3 protein-coding genes are annotated in these 1,982 nt (G+C 62.0%); all 3 read right to left on the bottom strand.

Translation table 11 applies throughout. The features are described 5' to 3' along the window. Positions 1-503 (bottom strand): nucleotidyltransferase family protein (locus tag EN935_RS33395; RefSeq protein ID WP_164771581.1); only part of this gene is annotated, 503 nt, incomplete at its 3' end. Between the two features lie 69 nt (positions 504-572). Continuing rightward, a complete protein-coding gene (gene dhaK, locus EN935_RS33390; protein WP_127263025.1) occupies positions 573-1,559 on the bottom strand; it encodes a dihydroxyacetone kinase subunit DhaK in 987 nt (328 codons plus the stop codon). 95 nt (positions 1,560-1,654) lie between these two features. After that, the coding region (locus EN935_RS33385) for a hypothetical protein (protein WP_127374092.1) at positions 1,655-1,982 on the bottom strand (328 nt) is incomplete at its 5' end.

Genomic DNA, 1,982 nt, shown 5'->3' with positions numbered 1-1,982 from the left:
CATTTGAACTCCTGCAGTTCGTAGGATTCGGCCTCGTTGCTGCCAAGCTCGAAGCCGCATGCCGCGATCACCCGGTTTGCCCGCGCCAGGTTAGCCGGCTCGACGAGGATGTCGATGTCGGTGAACGGCCTGTCGGCGACGTTGCGGTAGAGTTTTCGCGCGAAGACCGGCCCCTTGACGATCCGCGCCGGAACATTGTCCGCGGCCAGTCCCTTCATGATGCGGTCGCCATGGTACTGCAGCAGCATCGACTGCCCGGTGGCGATCGTTGCTTTCTGGCGCAGATCTTCCAGTCTGTCCCGCAGCCCTGCGTCCCTCGGCAGCTGCGCGTCGCCGCTCTCCTGCAGCTTGCGCAGCATGATCGGCAGGATGCCGTGAAATTCGGCATTGTCGAGCAGCGCCGACAAGGTCTTTGCCGACAAATCTTCCCCGACTGGCGCCGCCTCGGGATCGGCAGAGCGCAGCAGCAATCTTTCTTCGGCGGCAGTGAGAGATGGCAGCATCAACCCGGACAATGTTTCGGATAAGGGATTGTCTGGGATGGTTACAGAAAAGCCGTGCGTAAGCCAGCTTTACATGCCCCAGCGTAGCGCCGCCGTGTGTACCGGCGCGTCCCAGAATGCGGTCGTCTCCCCGTCGAGCATGGTCAGCGTGATCGAGCAGCCGGCCATGTCGAGCGAGGTGACATAGGAGCCGACCAGTGAACGGGTCACCGTCACGCCATGTTTCTCGAAAATCGCCCGCGCGCTGTTGTACATCAGATAGAGTTCCATCAGCGGCGTGCCGCCGAAGCCATTGACGAACAGCAGTGCCGGGCCTTTTGCCTTGTCGCCGAGATCGCCCAGGATCGCGGCGCAGATCTCCTGCGCGATAGCATCGGCGCTTTTCAACGTGTCGCGTCGGCGGCCGGGCTCGCCATGGATGCCGACGCCGAACTCCATCTCGCCGTCGCCGATGTCGAAAGTCGGCTTGCCCGCCGCCGGCACGGTACAACTGGTCAGCGCCACGCCCATCGAGCGGGTAGCCGTGTTGACGCGGTCGCCCAGCGCCTTCAAAGGCGCCAGCGCCAGGCCATGTTCTGCCGCCGCGCCGACGATCTTTTCCACCACCAGCGTTCCGGCGACGCCGCGCCGGCCCGTCGTATAGGAAGAATTTTCGACGGCGACATCGTCATTGGTCACAATCTGCTGGACGCCTTCTGACATCTCGGCCGCCATGTCGAAATTCATCACGTCGCCCTCATAGTTCTTGACGATGAACAGGCTGCCGGCCCCGGTGTCGACGGCTTCCGCCGCTGCCAGCATCTGGTCCGGCGTCGGCGAGGTGAACACCTGGCCGGGGCAGGCGGCATCCAGCATGCCGTGGCCAACAAAGCCGCCATGCAGCGGCTCGTGACCGGAGCCGCCGCCGGAGATCAGCGCCACCTTGCCCGGCCGCAAGGTCTTGCGGCGGATGAATTTGTGCTCGTCGCCAAGCACGAGGATGTCGGCATGGGCAGCCACGAAACCGTCGAGGCTCTCGGTCAGCACCGTGTCTACCGAGTTCATAAATTTCTTCACGGCCGTCTCCTCCCGAAATAGGCCTGACATCGAAGCAATTCCAGGAAAGGTGTGTAACGGTTTTCCGTCCGGAATTGCGTACAAACTCCAAAGGGTCAGCCACCCTTGCCGGTTATGCTGGTGATCTTCTGGATGAAGTCGTTCACCGCTTTGTCGAGCGCGGCGTTCTGTTTGTCGTCGCCGAAATCCGGCACGATCAGCGAGACATGCCGCGTCTTTCGCATGCCTGATGCAATCGACATCTTGCCTGGATGCGCCTGGTGATAGGCGGCGAGAAACTGGTCACGTTCGGCCGGGCTGAAATGGCACACCGAAAATATAGCCGGCAAATGTTTTGACGGAATCGGGATCGAATAGGCGGGGCTCGAAATCTGCGTGACGAAGCTTCGGTGTTTGCCGAGCGCATCGGCGAGGCGCTGGCGC

Origin of the sequence: Mesorhizobium sp. M7D.F.Ca.US.004.03.1.1 (genome assembly GCF_003998635.1) — a bacterium.
Classification (GTDB): Bacteria; Pseudomonadota; Alphaproteobacteria; order Rhizobiales; family Rhizobiaceae; genus Mesorhizobium; species Mesorhizobium loti.
The sequence above is the reverse complement of the archived record's forward strand: the minus strand, read 5'-3'. Positions and strand labels throughout refer to the sequence as shown.